Here is a 15,446-nt window from a genome sequence, read left to right as displayed (position 1 = left end):
TAAACACATGCCCGCAGCACATGCCTGCAAACATGGAATAAGCCTTGTTTGCGGGTATTTCTCTCTATCCCATCTAATTAAAATATCTTACACTGTGTCAATTAGTTAGTTTCAAGCAAGGACAGTGTAAAGTGCTGAATATAATTCAATCAAATCGCATGGAAGCACTGCAAGCGCGGTTTCACGCTCTTCTTAAAGTTAATCCGCTAACGAGCCCTTTTAAAAAAGAAATTGTGCTCGTGCAGTCACCGGGTATGTCGCAGTGGCTAAAAATAGGTTTAAGTGAACACTTAGGGATTGCCGCTCAGGTTGATTTTCCGCTGCCTTCGAGTTTTATTTGGCAGCTTTACCAACAATTATTGCCTGATGTACCCAGTGAATCACCGTATAACAAAGCTAACCTTGCTTGGAAGCTGTTTGCGATTTTACCAAACTGCATTGATGAGCCGCTGTACTTACCACTTAAAACCTATTTGGATGGTGACAGTGAAGGGCAAAAAACCTTTGCCTTGTGCGAGAAAATTGCCGACGTTTATGACCAATACTTAATGTATCGCCCTAATTGGATTGCCACTTGGGAGCAGGGCATTGATGAACTTGATGATGTTGATGTGGGCATTACACCATGGCAGCCAGATCTCTGGCGCAAGCTGGTGGCACACAGTAAAGAGCTTGGGCAAAGCCAATATCACCGCGCCAATATGCAAGATAAACTCCTTGCAGCCCTTGATAAAATGGACGCAAACCTATTACCTGAGCGTATTAGCTTATTTGGTATTTCTGCAATTGCGAGTAGCCAGCTTGAAGTATTTCAGGCCATTGCGAAAAAAACGCAGGTATTTTTGTTCTTCTTCAACCCCAGTGAGCATTACTGGGGCGACACGCTCGATGAAAAAACAGCAGCCAAGATTGCTGCTAAATATGCTAAACGCCCGCAGTTGCAAGCGCTTGAAGACAGCGCTAAAAACCCTGATCACGAGTACTTTTTTATTGGTAACCCGTTACTCTCGTCGTGGGGTAAATTAGGCCGAGACTATTTTGAACAGTTACTGCAACTAGATGCGCAGTGGCTTGACGGATTCGATAACGAGTTTGATCAAAGCTTGTTATCGCAAATACAGTCAGAAATTTACCAATTAGCTTTTAAGGGTGAGTCATTAACGCCTGATAAAGAATGGTTTATTAATGACGAAGGCAAGTTGCCAATTCAGGCAGACGATACCAGCATTGTGCTGAGCGATTGTCACACGCCACTTCGTGAAGTAGAACGACTACATGATTACTTACTCAATTTATTCAATGAAAATAAAGCGCTAACACCAAAAGATATTATTGTGATGATGCCAGATGTTGGCACATACAGCCCGTATATTGAGGCGGTGTTTGGTGGTGCCGAAGGGCGACGTTTTATTCCTTATGCGTTAGCCGATTTAGCGATAGAGCAAGAAAAACCAGTACTTAGCTCGTTTGCTAGTTTAGCCGATTTACCTTACTCACGCTTTGGTGTGTCTGACATTCTTGATTTACTGCAAGTCACACAAATTGCCGAGAAGTTTAACCTCGAATCCCATGAATATGAGCAAATTGGTTTTTGGCTTGAGCGTGTTGGCGTTAAATGGGGCTTAGATGCAGCCCACAAAGACAGTTTTGGCTTACCCGCAATAGATTTAAATACTTGGCAACATGGCCTAAACCGCTTGTTATTAGGTGTTGCACAACGTGATGAGCAATTGCCGTTTTCGGGGATTTACAGTGCCGATGAAGTTGAAGGTATGGCACTGAATACCTTAAATAAACTTATTGAATTTATTGATGTACTGGCCCGTTATAAAGCCAAGCTGCAAGCTGATGCACCACTTAACGAAAAAGCAGAAATTCTAAAAGAATTATTAAACGATGTGTACAGCGATGAAGGCGAACAAAGCTGGGATTTATTAGTGCTGCAAAAAGTGCTCGATACACTGATTAAGCATTATGACAATGGCGATTACCAACAAGCTGTTTCCCAGCGCATTGTTAGTTACTTGGTTAAACAAGGTATTCAAGAAAAAGGTGTAGGGCAGCGCTTTTTAGTGGGGCAAGTTAACTTTTGTACGTTGATGCCAATGCGTGCGGTGCCATTTAAAGTGGTGTGCATGCTAGGTTTAAATGATGCGGATTATCCGCGTACCGTTCAGCCAATCGGTTTTGACTTAGTTCCTTACTCAAAGCGCCAAAAAGGCGACCGCTCTCGCAAACTTGATGACCGTTACCTGTTTTTAGAAGCGATTTTAAGTGCTCGTGAGAATTTATACATCAGTTATATTGGCCGTTCTTGCTTTGATAACCAACCAAGAATGCCCTCAACTTTAGTGAGCGAGCTTTTGGAATACATAGCCCGTAGTTTTAAATTTGCTGATAAAAACACTCACTTAAAACTACCAGAGGCGCTAATTAATTATCAGCACTTACAGCCATTTAACCCAGCTTATTATCTAACAGAGAAATCAGATGACGAGCAAAAAGCAAACAAACCGTTAGCCACACAATTACACAGCTATAACCCAGTGTGGATGCCAACTCAGCCTGTTAACCCTGAGCCTCAGCAAGCGCTCAGTGTTCAGCCAGAAAGCAGTGTTGAGTTAACTCAGTTCATTCGCAGTATTTGCCAGCCGCACGAGAGCTTTTATCAGCAAAGTTTGGGTTTACGCTTGCCGCAATTTAACGATATAGCTAAAGATGAAGAGCCATTTAGTTTAGACGCATTACGTCGCTACTTTTACCTAGACGAAATTCTCGAAGCCAGCATTCAAGAGCTACCGCTTAATAAAGCGCAAATAATGCAGCGCGGTGAATTACCCCAAGCCCATGTTGGCGATCTTGTGTTTGAAAGTATGCAGCACCGGGTTGATGCGCTTGCAGGGCAAGTTAAAGCGCATATTCAAGGTGATGAAGCATTACCCGTTGAAGTAAATATTAAAATAGCCAATACCACACTAGAGGGTTGGTTAAATCATATTTATGGTCAAAAACAGGTGTTTTATCGCACCGCCAGTATTAAAGCAAAAGATGTAATTCGTGGCTTTGTGCATCATTTAGCGGCGCAAATAATGGGTCAGCCAGTCGAAACCCTTATTCTTGGTTTAGACAAGCAAATTAGTTTTTCACCCTTGTCAGAAGACGATGCCTGCAAGTATTTAAACGATTGGTTCTCGCTTTATAAAACGCTTTTAACTCGTCCTGTGGCGTTTTTTCCGGTCAGTGGTTACGAGTACATAAAAACAGATAAAGACATGGTTAAAGCATCCAATAAATTCGCGCCGCAATACATAGGCATAGGTGAAGGTGAAAACCCATACATTCGCTTAACCATTAAAAGCCTTAAAGACTGTGAAGAAGAGTTTATAAAATGGAGCGAGCTGCTGTTATCGCCAATTGTTGAATTAGCACAGGAGGCAGATCATGCAAACGCTTAATCCAATGAGTATGGCGCTGTGTGGGCAAAGCCTTATTGAAGCCAGTGCCGGTACAGGTAAAACCTACACCATTACAGGTTTGTATTTACGGTATTTGTTGGGCTTACAAAAAGCGACTGGTGAAGATGAACAATTAAATACGCCTCTAAGTGTTGAGCAAATACTGGTAGTGACCTTTACTGAGGCTGCAACTCAAGAAATTAAAGACCGTGTAAGGGCGCGTATAATCAATGCCAGAGATGCTCTGCTTGGTAAAAAGCTTGATGATGAGCTGATTGAGCAAATAATTAACGAGGTAACTGACAAACACGCCGCATTTGATTTGCTAGACGCTGCGGCAAAGTCGATGGATGAAGCCGCTATATTCACCATTCATGGTTTTTGTCAGCGAATGCTGAAACAACATGCCTTTGAATCCGGCGTGGCGTTTAACTTAGAGTTTATTTTAGATGAGCGTGAGCTTATTCAAGAAACCCTTAATGACTTTTGGCGTGCCTTTGTTTACCCACAATCAAAAGAGCGCACGCAAGCAATTACCGATATTTTCCCTGTGCCAGCGTCACTGTACTCACAGGTGGTGAGTTTACTCAATAAACAAGGGGCAACAATTACCCCTGAGTATGACCTTGATGAAATATGGCAAGCGCGCGACAACTTTGTGGCAAAAGTACCAGCATTTAAAAAGGCGTGCCGTGAGAGTGAATTTATTAATGCCGTAAAAGCGTCTGATTTAAGTGGCTCAAAAACTCCAGGTCGAAAAAACAGCCTTGCTGCGCTTGAAGAGTATATAAACAATGATGAGCTATTTTTTGTATTTGGTACCAGTAAATACTCGTTCGAAGTGTGGAGCACAGAGAATTTAAGCGACCCTGCAAATTACAAGAAAAACGGCAGCTTGCTGAGTCATGAAATGCTGGCTCAGTTTGATGAAATGGCTAAACTCAATAGCCTTATCAATAACGGCTTGAATATTGCGATAGTGCAATACGCAGCTAAATGGGTCGCAAATGCATTAGTTAAACGCAAGCAAGAGCAAGGCGTTATTACTCCAGATGATTTACTGAGTAACTTGCATCAGGCACTTTTAAGTGAGCAAGGCCAAGCGTTAAGTGAAAAAATTGCGACTTTGTTTCCGGTTGCCATGATTGACGAATTCCAAGATACCGACCCAGTTCAATATGGTATTTTTAGCCGCATTTATGGCATTAAAAACACCACGCTTGCCATGATAGGTGACCCTAAACAGGCTATTTATGGATTCCGTGGTGCAGATATTTTTACTTATATTGGCGCAAAACAAGCCGTTTCAGATGACAAGCAATACACCCTAGATACCAACTACCGCTCAAGTGAAGGGGTTGTTGATAGCGTAAACCGTTTATTTGCTAAAAATGCTAATAGCTTTATTTACAACGACGCAATCCCATTTCAAAAGGTTAATGCGAAGGGAAAACAGCAAGACAAAGCGTTTTTAATAAATGGTGAAATGCCAAGTGCGTTTGAATTTTCGGTTTTTGTTGATGAATACGCCGAAGCCAACAACAAGCCAACCAGCAAAGGGGTGGCTCAACAGGCATTGGCTTTGCAGTATACGAAAAAAATTACTGAGCTACTTAAGCAAGCCGATGCAGGCGCTGCAACTATTGCAGGAAAGCCTCTCACGGCCGCCGATATCTGTGTGTTAGTGCGTGACCGAAACGAAGCACAGTTAATGAAAACTGCACTGGCAGAAGCCGCTATTGCCAGCGTATATTTGTCGCGAGATAGTGTTTTTAACCAAGAGCTTAGTCATCATTTACTGAACTTTTTAACGGCCTTGCATGGACAGTATGATGAATCATTACTGCGTGGTGTGCTAGCCGGGCCATTGTTTTGTTTAAGCTACAACCGTATTTATGAGCTTCACGAAAATGAAAGTGCATGGCAAGAGCATTTAAACTTTTTTGCTCAGCTTGCTCACATTTGGCATAAACAAGGCGCTATGGCGATGCTCGAGCGTTTATTAAGCCATAATCAGCTTGCAGCGCGTTGGCAAGGTTTAGGTTACAACGTTGAACGCTGGCTCACCGATTTCCGTCATTTAGGGGAAATCTTGCAGCAAAAGCAAATTGAGCTTGAGGGAACCCATCGATTGCTGCGTTGGTTTGCGCAAAAAGTTAGTCAACAAGATGGTGAAGCGGTGCAAGTACGCCTAGAAAGCGATGCTAATTTGGTGAAAATTGTCACCATGCACGCTTCAAAAGGCTTAGAGTACCCGATTGTATTCATGCCGTTTGCCTGTGGCTATCGCGAAAGCAAAGAAGCCCTTTACCACAAAGACGATAAGTTGATTTATGACCTTGCTAAAAGTGACGACGCAATGCAAAAAGCAGAGCAAGAGCGCTTGGCTGAAGATTTACGTTTACTTTATGTGGCACTGACTCGTGCCGTGCATTTTTGTTCTGTGGGTATGTATAACATTGCCCAAGGTCGTAGCGCTCGCCCTGGTATTCAAAGTACCAGCATTGGCCACGTATTATTTGCAGGGTTAGAGATTAAATCGGGCGATGAATGGCGCGCTTTGTTACAACAATTTTGTGAAGGCTCTGCGCACATGCACTATGAGGCATTTAGCCAAGCGGATGAGCTTGAGAAGTTAACATTTGCTGGTACAGACAGTGAGCAAGCCTATCAAGTTAATACTGTTAAAGCAGACATTCAGCGTGATTGGCGCTCAACCAGCTTTAGTAGCTTAACGCTGAAAAAGCATACTGATCACATTGAACTTGGCCGCAGTGATGAAGACCACGAAAAAGATGAGTTTTTAGCCCAAAATGCCAATGCTTTAACACCTTACAGCTTCCCAAAAGGGGCAAAGCCGGGTAGTTGTTTGCATGAAATATTTGAGCAATTAGACTTTACTGACCCTTATGCGTTAACGCGCCCAGCTAGCGAGCAAGATGACCACGCCCTTGATAAAGTGATCAAAACGTTATTCGAAAAATACCATATTGACGATAGTTGGCAGGAAATGACCGAGCAGTGGATCCTTGCTGCACTGAATTGCCCATTAAACGATAAAGGGCTTAGTTTATCAGTACTTGAGCCCGATACCTGTTTGGTCGAAATGGAATTTAACTTACCGCTGTTATCGCTCTCAAGCGATAAGCTTAACCAAGTGTTAGTAAAACACTTTAACTTACCCGGGCAGCTTGATTTTAGTGAGGTACAAGGCTTACTAAAAGGCTTTATCGATTTAATATTTTGCTGGCAGGGTAAGTATTATATTCTTGATTATAAATCGAACTTTTTAGGCAATAGTGCGGCTGACTACCAACATGAGCAACTAGAGCAAGCCATGACCAGTCATCAGTATCATTTGCAGTATTTAATTTATACCGTGGCACTGCACCGTTTATTAAAACAACGTATTCAAGATTACGATAGCGATACGCATTTAGGGGGTGTTTACTACACCTTCTTACGTGGTATGAGCGAAGGACAAGGGGTGTATTTTAATCAGTTAACAAAACAGCAGATAACTGAGCTGGATAGCTTATTCGCACAAGGAGCCATGCTATGAGTCAACTGACATTCGGCTTTGATGACCATGAGCCAAACGAGCCAATGAATAAGCAGCCAGAACAACATGCCCAAAGCGATTTAGTGTTGCCTGCCACAGAACTTAAAACACAGCCTTTACTGAGTTATTTACTTGAGGCAAAACGTATTCGCTTAGTTGATGTTAAACTCGCAGAGCTATTGACTGGCACAGAAACACTGGTAGAGAATAACGAAGCAGCGCACAACGAAGTGTTTTACCTGATTTTATTACTTGCGGCCGCGCAGCAAAGTCAGCACAGCTGCTTAGAGCTCGTGAATATAAACTGGCAAAATCCGTTTGAAATTAGAGAGCAAAGCTTTGCTGATGCCAGCATTGCAGCCCCTGATGTTTTAACCCCGTTTGCTCTGGAATTTGGCCTTAATGAGGCCGTTAAAAAACTAATGAATGCTGAGTGTGTCGGGGACGACAAGCCACTACTGTTGTTTGCGAATAAACTTTATTTTGCCCGCTTGGCAGAGTACGAAACCACACTGGCTTCGCGTTTACATCATTTAGCAACGAAAGAACTCACACTTGATGAAGCCGAATTAACGTCATTACTTGAGGTGTATTTTCCTAATAGTGAACATACACCCAACCCAAGCGATCCTATTAAAACATTAAACTGGCAAAAAGTAGCCTGTGCGATTGCCGCAACAAAAGGCTTTAGTGTGATCACTGGCGGCCCGGGTACAGGTAAAACCACAACTGTAACTAAGCTATTGGCCATTTTACAATCTTTGTATGCCAGTGCGCCGCTAACAATTAAGCTGGTTGCACCGACAGGTAAAGCGGCAGCGCGTTTAACCGAGTCGATTTTAGGGGCAAAACAAAAGCTTAGTATGATCCCTGATAATATCGCGCCACTTATTCCTGACAGCGCGCAAACGATTCACCGTTTACTGGGCGTTATTCCACATACCAATAAGTTTCGCCATAACAAGCGTAATCCGCTGCATTTAGATGTACTGATCATTGATGAAGCGTCGATGGTTGATTTATCGCTTATGGCAAAACTAATCGAGGCATTACCGAGCCATGCAAGGCTTATTTTACTGGGTGATAAAGACCAATTAGCCTCGGTTGATACGGGCAGTATTCTTAGCGACCTATGCCAAGGGTTAGAGCTTGGCAAAATGCCTGATTACAGCAGTGAAAGAGCAGCGCAGCTTAATCGCGTTTGTTTTAATAATCAGAGCGAAATACCCGCGGCAAGCAGTCATTTTGTACTTAACGATTGTATTGCGTTTTTACAGCAAAGTTATCGTTTTGATGGTAGCAGCGGCATTGGTCAATTAGCACAAGCTGTAAATACCAATAACAGTGGCTTACTGGGCTATGTTGAGCAAACGATTAATCAAGGTGGCTTTAAAGACCTTAAACTTAATTACAGCGTAATTAGTAAACCGATTGAGCAATTTGTGCAACAAGCGGCGTTGCAATATCACGATTATTTGCAGCTTATCCAGCAAGGGGCAAGTGTTGCCAGTGTGCATAAAGCCTTTGCGCATTATCAGTTGCTAGCTGCCGTCAGAGAGGGTGATTACGGTGTAAATAGCCTTAATCAGCGTATTGAAAAAGCACTGGCTCAACAAGGTTTAATCTCGCCATATCAAAGGCATTACGTGGGTATGCCAATTATGATCAGCCAAAACGACTACCAGTTAAAACTGTTTAATGGCGACATAGGTATTTTAATGCACGATGAGCAAGGTCAGTTAAAAGCCATGTTTGTTGATGAACAAGAAAATATTCGTGCCTTTTCGCCCGCACGCTTACCAGCTCACGATAAAGTGTATGCCATGACAATTCATAAGTCGCAAGGCTCTGAATTTGCTTACACAGCAATGATTTTACCACCAATAAAACAGGCTAATCAGGGCATTAACAGGCAATTGGTTTACACGGGGATCACCCGCGCGAAAACCACATTTGAGCTGGTGGCCGATAAAAATGTATTGCTCATGGCAATGAATAAATCAGTTACTCGTGCATCGGGTTTATACGATAGGTTAAAACATGAAGCTAGTTAAAGTAACGAGTGATCAACTCAACGAGTTAATGGGTTGGTTTAACTCAGAGGCTGAACTGCGTATTTGGTCTGGGCCATTTTTTAATTACCCATTTGATACGCAAAGCTTTAAGAATGATTTAAACCTAGATGCGCTGAATTCCTTCGCGTTGATTAATGACGAGGGCCAGATGTTAGGGTTTGGTCAATACTATTTACGTGGAGGTCGTTGCCATTTAGGGCGGCTAGTTATCGCGCCAAGTGAACGTGGTAAAGGTCTTGCAAAAGTGTTGATAAATTTACTAGGAGAGCAGGGCAAACAGCAATTGAACTGCGATAGCTTGTCGTTGTTTGTGTATAGCCACAATACCCTTGCTAAAACAGCCTATGAAAAACTGGGTTTTATACAAACCCAGTATCCAGCGGACATGCCACTCGATGGCTGTATTTATATGACCTGCTAAGAGCGTTTAAAGCTGCTTTTACGAAACAGATTAGGTTGCCAGCCAAAGTGTATGGCGCCTAATCGTAAACATACCGTCACCGTAAATGCGCCAATAATGCACCAAATATAACTCACCTCAAGGGTGAATAAAGCCGCGTAAGTTAACCCGCCAGATAAGCAAGCGGTTGAATAGAGTTCTTCGCCCATGACCAGAGGCACTTCACGGCAGATCACATCACGCATCAGGCCGCCAAAAATACCCGTGGTCATACCCATGGTGATGGCAACAATCATATCTGCGCCGCCAATCAGTGCCTTTTCGATACCAATAATGTTGAAAATAGCCATCCCTACGGCATCCATTAATAGCATGGTGGTGTTACTTAAATCGGGTAAGTGACGAATTGATAGAATAGACGCGAATATGGCTATGTAAGTTGCGTACAAATAATCGGGCTGAGCTATCCAAAATACCGGTTTGTTAAGTAATATGTCTCGAAGTGTGCCACCACCCAAGGCGGTGACTGTGGCAACGACCACCACACCAAAACCACCGACACTTTTTTCATGGCCCAGCAAAGTGCCAGAAATAGCAAAAAACGCTACACCGATAATGCTTAAAAAATGAAAGTATTCTGATGTCATGGGGCTTCCTTACCTATTAGTAAGTTAACCCTAGCAAAATGAGCTTTATTGATGCTGAACAGCTAAGAAAATAGGGCGGGTAATGATGTCACCCGCCAGCAGGATTAGTGATTATCTCAATCCGCTTATTTAAGGTAATCAACCACTAATTGTGTCATTGCATTTACGCCTAGCTGTAAAGCTTTTTCGTCTGCAAAAAAGTGTGGTGAATGGTTACTTGGTGCTGTAACTGCATCTTGACCTTTTGGTGTGACACCTAAGAAAAAGAACATGCCTGGTGTTTCTAAGGCGTAGTAACTAAAGTCTTCGGCACCTGTGATAAGTGGCGTTGTGATCAGGTTTTCTTTACCAACTACACCAGCAAGTGTTGGTGTCATTTTCTTGGTTAATTCAACATCGTTCACTGTTACTGGGTAACCATGATCAATGTGAACATGTGCTTCTGCACCACCTGATTCAGCTACCATCTCAGCGGTTTTAGCTAAACGTTTTTTAATGTCAGCACGCATTTCTTGGTCAAAGGTACGAATTGTGCCCACCATTTCAACTTGATCAGGGATGATGTTGTTACGCACACCGCCATTAATGGCACCAAATGAAACCACAGAAGGCGCTTTGGTCACATCAACTTGGCGAGAAGCGATGGTTTGTGTTGCCATAATAATTTGTGATGACGCCACAATTGGGTCAACCCCATTCCAAGGGCGAGAACCGTGAGTTTGGCGACCTTTTACTGTGATAGTAAATTTATCGGCGCTGGCCATTAGCGGCCCTTCACGAAAACCAATTTGTCCGGTATTAAGAGAGCTGGTTACGTGTAAACCAAATACGGCTTCTGGCTTTTCTTTAAATAAGCCTTCTTTAAGCATAAGCTCTGCACCGCCTTCTTCGCCATCAGGAGCACCTTCTTCAGCAGGTTGGAAGACAAACAGAATATCACCCGCGAGCTGGTCTTTAATTTTTACTAAAGACTCAGCGGCTGCCATTAAAATAGCCACATGGTTATCATGACCACAGGCATGCATCACGCCAACGGTATTGCCTTTGTACTCTGTTGTTTGAGTTGACGCGAAAGGTAAGTCTACTTGCTCTTTAACAGGTAATGCATCCATATCAGCACGTAGCGCAATAAGCGGACCTTTTTTGCCCCCCTTAAGTTTGGCAACTACACCGGTATGTGCCACACCTGTTTGAACCTCAAGGCCTAACGAACGTAAATGCTTAGCCACGTATTTAGCTGTTTCAAACTCACGGTTACTAAGCTCTGGGTTTTGATGCAAATGACGGCGCCATTTAATGACTTTTTCGCTGACGCTTTTATTTGCAGATTTAAGTTCAGAATTAATATCACTCGCAAATGCAGGGGTAGAAATAGCACTGAGAAGTAGGCTGGTCGAAAGTAGTTTGTTTAACATCCCGTATCCTTTTATTATTTGGATATCCAAACAACCTGTTAAACGCTGAATTCTGCATTTTGAGGTGGCTTGGATATATGCACACTACACCAATGTAAAGGATAAACACTTGAATGAACAATACCTTTCGGTAATTAACCAAGACAAATGGTTTAAAAATCGCACACAATTATTTAGGGACAAGCTAGTAAAAAATGCTAAATTAATCACCTTAAATGCGGGTGATGCATTGTTTTTGCGTGGTGATGAAAATACCGGTCTGTATTGTGTTATTAATGGTGTGCTTAGAGTTTCTGGGGTCAATAGCCAAGGCAAAGAAGCGGTGCTCAGTTTTGTAACCGGTGCTATGTGGTTTGGTGAAGTGGCTCTGTTTGATGGTGGTAAACGCACCCACGATGTGTATGCTCAAACTGCGGTACGACTTTTACACGTACCTGAGCGGGCATTAACTCAGTTATTACAAGAGCATCCCGCTTATTGGCATGACTTTGGGCTGCTGCTTACCAATAAAGTGCGAAACCTGTTTGACTCATTAGAAGATCACGCACTCCTTACAGCAAAGCAAAAGGTGAGTAAGCGGTTATGCATGCTTTTTCAATCGTCACACCAAAGCTGTTTGCCGCTTACCCAGCAACAACTTGCCGATATGACCTATTTAACACGGCAAACCATTAACCAAATATTACAATCCCTGCAAGCTGACTCAATTATTAACCTTAAATATCAAACGATTGAGATTATTGATATCGATAAATTGCAATCTCAATGCTAGTTTGGAACTAAAATTGCTACAAGGTTGTAATCAAGCTTAAATGGAAGACAACTTGTGGCAATTACATTTCATAATCAATATAACCCTTATCACGCTTCGGCTGCTGCTAAGCTGTCGCAAACGGCTCGCACTGAGGGTGTGAAAGCCATGCATACGCCAGCATCTTCAGCACAACAACTTTTACAAAAGCAGCCTGAGCCCAGCTCTTTTTTAGCACAAGCTCAAGAAGCTTTGGTTTATCAGCGACTCGGGGTTGATAAAGAGAAAATTGACGAAATAAAAGCGCAAATAGAAAAACTTGCCGAACAAATGCAACAACAAGGTGCCGATACTAAAGCACTGCAAGAAAAAATGAATGAGCTGCAAGCGATGCTCGATGAAGAGTATCAAAAAGGTCGCGAACGCATGGATATGCAGCCAGAAGCTGAAAAAGGCAAAGTTATTGATGCGCTGGTTTAATGTGTGATTTTAAGCTAGCAACTTTAAATGTCGGCTAGTTGACATTCTTGTTGGTGAATTTTCTGCTAATCTGAATTTTGAACACAGTTTTGGCAGGAAAAACAATGAAAACATTAAAACAACAACTGACAAATTACGCCCTTTATCACCGTTCTAAACGCAATATTGTCACTCACTTTATCGGCATCCCATTAATTGTGTTTGCAATTATTTGTTTATTACAACGCGTCACGCTTATCTCAGAGCCTGCTGTTATCTCCTTGGCAACCGTGGTAATTGCGCTCACCTGTCTTTATTACTTAATGCTTAGCTTATCTATGGGGTTAATTATGGCTGTATGCTTAAGTTTGTTAAGCATTGCTGCTGAGCCTGTGGTGTCGCTTTCAACAGAGTTATGGCTAACTGTCAGCATTGGCAGTTTCGTGGTTGGTTGGGTGTTTCAGTTTATTGGTCACTATTTTGAAGGTAAAAAGCCAGCCTTTGTTGATGATTTAATTGGTTTGGTCATAGGGCCGTTATTTGTATTAGCAGAGTTCTTGATTATGCTTGGTTTTTATAAAGATATTGCTGATCATATCGAACAACATGCAGGGCCTAATAAAGCATAACAACAATAATAAGGAACACACATGCAATTAAATGGTAAAACAGTTTGGGTTACTGGGGCATCTTCTGGAATTGGTGAGGCACTTTGTGAGCAATTGGCGGCAAAAGGGGCAACGCTAGTACTGTCTGCCCGAAATGAGGAAAAACTCAACGCTCTTAATACTAGACTCGGCGGTAATCATCATGTGGTCGCCCTTGATTTGGCAAAGCCCGAAGCCTTACTTGAAGATATGCCAGCAGTGATCGAGCGAATTGGCCGCATTGATGTGCTTATCAATAACGGTGGGGTGTCGCAGCGTAGTCTATTTTTAGAAAACGAATTTACGGTTTATCGCCAACTGATGGAAGTAAACTATTTTGGTTTAATTGCTTTAACTAAGGCGGTCGTACCACAGATGGTGAAGCAAGGTATGGGCATGGTGGTATCAATTAGCAGTGTAGCGGGTAAAGTCGGTTCAAAGTTCAGAACTGGGTATTCGGGTTCTAAGTATGCAGTTGTTGGCTTTATGGATTGCTTAAGGGCAGAATTAGCCGATAAAAATGTGAATTGCCTGACTATTTGCCCGGGTTCAATTAAAACAGCTATTGCGCATAATTCGTTAGATGGCCAAGGTAAACCGCAAAATAAACCAGAACAATCAATAGAAAACGGCATGGATGTGGCAAAAGCCGCTGCAAAAATGATCAAAGCCATTGAAGCCGAGAAAGATGAAGTTGTTATTGGTGAAGGTATTAGTGGTTTAGCACCGACTATCAAGCGTTTTTTCCCGGGCTTTTTTAATCGCCTCACAGCAAAAATGAACTACAGATAATTTATAGTCATTTGTTAGCGAATGATTCTCAGTAAACAATGCGCAACTTGGGTTGCGCATTTTTTGTACAAAATGGTCGAATTATTATTACTTTAATCGATAAAAGGCACTAGTTTGCTATGGTTAAACGGGGATGGATTAGCATACAATGGGGTAAAAGTAGTCCAAACAAGAGAGAACAACAATGGCCGCATTTGGTACTGTATTTATGCCACAAATGATCCAAGCACGTTTTGCTGATAACTCATGGAGTGAAAGTGCGCTGGTCCCATCTGATAAAATCGAATTACATGCGGGTGCTCACGTATTACATTACTCAAGCACCTGTTTTGAAGGATTAAAAGCATTTCGTCACGAAGATGGCTCGGTCTATATCTTTCGTATGGATGCTAACATTGCTCGTATGAAACAAAGCTCTAAGTTACTAAACTTACCTGACTTTGACGAAGGCATGCTTGAGCAAATGATCAAAGACATTGTAAAAGAATACGCAGACGAAACACCAACACCACCGGGGTCTATGTATATTCGCCCAACTCACATTGGTACAGAAGCGGCTATTGGTAAAGCGGCTGCACCGTCAATGAGTTCACTACTGTATGTATTACTTTCGCCAGTGGGTGATTACTTTGCTGGTGGTGCTACAGCATTACGTGTATTACTTGAAGAAGATGGCATGCGCTGTGCACCACACATGGGTATGGTTAAAAGTGGTGGTAACTACGCAAGTGCATTAGGTCCAATCTTAGAAGCTCGCTCAGAGCATCAAGCAGACCAAATTTTATTCTGCCCTGGTGGTGATGTACAAGAAACTGGTGCTGCAAACTTCATTCTAATTGATGGTGATGAAATCATCACAAAAGCACTTGATAGCACATTCTTACACGGTGTAACACGTAATAGTATTTTAACGATTGCTAAAGATTTAGGTATGACAGTATCTGAGCGTAACTTTACTGTGTCTGAGTTACTAGAAAGAGCCGCTAAACCAGGTACTGAAGCTGCGTTATCAGGTACTGCTGCGGTACTTACTTCGGTTGGCACACTTATTCATAACAACCAAGAGTTTAAAGTGGGGTCGGGTGAGCCGGGTGAAAAAGTCGCAAAATTACGCCAAGCATTGAATGATATTCAATGGGGTAAATCAGCAGATACTCATGGCTGGTTAACAAAAGTATAATCGCTGAGCAAATACATGCTTTGAAGAGCCACGTTACTACGTGGCTTTTTTGTTTTTACATTG

The 15,446-nt window shown here is 42.4% G+C and carries 10 protein-coding genes and 1 pseudogene; 9 read left to right on the top strand and 2 right to left on the bottom strand.

Translation table 11 applies throughout. The features are described from left to right. Positions 1–131 precede the first annotated feature (131 nt). Genes recC through IRQ78_RS12025 form a run of 4 tightly spaced genes read left to right on the top strand, consistent with a single transcriptional unit; the run spans position 132 to position 9,513 of the window. Positions 132–3,455: an exodeoxyribonuclease V subunit gamma gene (recC, locus tag IRQ78_RS12040; RefSeq protein WP_194442340.1), complete on the top strand. Its 3,324-nt coding sequence runs from the start codon at positions 132–134 to the stop codon at positions 3,453–3,455. After that, the gene (gene recB, locus IRQ78_RS12035) at positions 3,442–7,017 is read left to right on the top strand and encodes an exodeoxyribonuclease V subunit beta (protein WP_194442339.1); all 3,576 of its coding nucleotides are present in this window, start codon (positions 3,442–3,444) and stop codon (positions 7,015–7,017) included. Before recC ends, recB begins: the two co-directional genes overlap by 14 nt. A 44-nt stretch (positions 7,018–7,061) precedes the next feature. Beyond that, complete coding sequence (gene recD, locus IRQ78_RS12030; protein ID WP_228482624.1) at positions 7,062–9,071, top strand: exodeoxyribonuclease V subunit alpha; 2,010 nt, start codon at positions 7,062–7,064, stop codon at positions 9,069–9,071. Then, the gene (locus tag IRQ78_RS12025) at positions 9,058–9,513 is read left to right on the top strand and encodes a GNAT family N-acetyltransferase (RefSeq protein WP_194442337.1); all 456 of its coding nucleotides are present in this window, start codon (positions 9,058–9,060) and stop codon (positions 9,511–9,513) included. Before recD ends, IRQ78_RS12025 begins: the two co-directional genes overlap by 14 nt. Here IRQ78_RS12025 and IRQ78_RS12020 read toward each other — a convergent pair. Both IRQ78_RS12020 and IRQ78_RS12015 read right to left on the bottom strand, forming a co-directional pair. Further along, complete coding sequence (locus IRQ78_RS12020) at positions 9,510–10,139, bottom strand: trimeric intracellular cation channel family protein (protein WP_063704772.1); 630 nt, start codon at positions 10,137–10,139, stop codon at positions 9,510–9,512. The two genes, IRQ78_RS12025 and IRQ78_RS12020, sit on opposite strands and share 4 nt — an antisense overlap. Positions 10,140–10,264: 125 nt before the next feature. Further along, positions 10,265–11,554 (bottom strand): amidohydrolase, encoded by a 1,290-nt coding sequence (locus tag IRQ78_RS12015; protein WP_105180951.1) that lies wholly within the window; start codon positions 11,552–11,554, stop codon positions 10,265–10,267. 109 nt (positions 11,555–11,663) lie between these two features. Here IRQ78_RS12015 and IRQ78_RS12010 point away from each other — a divergent pair, with 109 nt between their 5' ends. From IRQ78_RS12010 to IRQ78_RS11990, 5 genes and pseudogenes are all read left to right on the top strand, one after another. After that, a complete protein-coding gene (locus IRQ78_RS12010) occupies positions 11,664–12,326 on the top strand; it encodes a Crp/Fnr family transcriptional regulator (RefSeq protein ID WP_194442336.1) in 663 nt (220 codons plus the stop codon). 54 nt (positions 12,327–12,380) lie between these two features. Beyond that, positions 12,381–12,785 carry a hypothetical protein gene (locus IRQ78_RS12005; protein WP_194442335.1) on the top strand — a complete coding sequence of 135 codons (405 nt, stop codon included), beginning with the start codon at positions 12,381–12,383 and terminating at the stop codon, positions 12,783–12,785. A gap of 104 nt (positions 12,786–12,889) precedes the next feature. Then, positions 12,890–13,393 (top strand): Mpo1 family 2-hydroxy fatty acid dioxygenase, encoded by a 504-nt coding sequence (locus IRQ78_RS12000; protein WP_054553036.1) that lies wholly within the window; start codon positions 12,890–12,892, stop codon positions 13,391–13,393. Between the two features lie 21 nt (positions 13,394–13,414). Next, positions 13,415–14,203: an SDR family oxidoreductase gene (locus IRQ78_RS11995; protein ID WP_054553037.1), complete on the top strand. Its 789-nt coding sequence runs from the start codon at positions 13,415–13,417 to the stop codon at positions 14,201–14,203. Positions 14,204–14,381: 178 nt separating this feature from the next. Further along, positions 14,382–15,383 (top strand): annotated as a pseudogene (locus tag IRQ78_RS11990) (branched-chain amino acid aminotransferase); the annotation flags it as partial. Positions 15,384–15,446: the final 63 nt, after the last annotated feature.

Origin of the sequence: Pseudoalteromonas simplex (assembly GCF_015278155.1) — a bacterium.
GTDB classification, from domain to species: domain Bacteria; phylum Pseudomonadota; class Gammaproteobacteria; order Enterobacterales; family Alteromonadaceae; genus Pseudoalteromonas; species Pseudoalteromonas simplex.
Note: the sequence above shows the minus strand (reverse complement) of the source record. Positions and strands in the feature narration are given on the sequence as shown.